Below are 219 nucleotides of genomic sequence, written 5' to 3'. Positions count from 1 at the left end.
AAAAAACTTTAAAAAAAGACTTGCAATGCTATAGGCACCCGTGATATATTATATGAGTCGCCGCTGAGACACACGCGGTTGACACGCAAAAGAAATTGTTCTTTGAAAACTGAACAACGAGCAAAACTGCCCTTATGAATGGTTCGCCATTCGTAAGAAAAAGCGATAAAACAAAGTAATGAGCAATCAACATCCTCGACTTTCAATTAACCGATTTAC

It is taken from the genome of Paenibacillus radicis (ex Gao et al. 2016) (genome assembly GCF_014641555.1).
In the GTDB taxonomy this organism is placed as follows: Bacteria; Bacillota; Bacilli; order Paenibacillales; family Paenibacillaceae; genus Pristimantibacillus; species Pristimantibacillus radicis.
The sequence above is the reverse complement of the archived record's forward strand: the minus strand, read 5'-3'. Positions refer to the sequence as shown.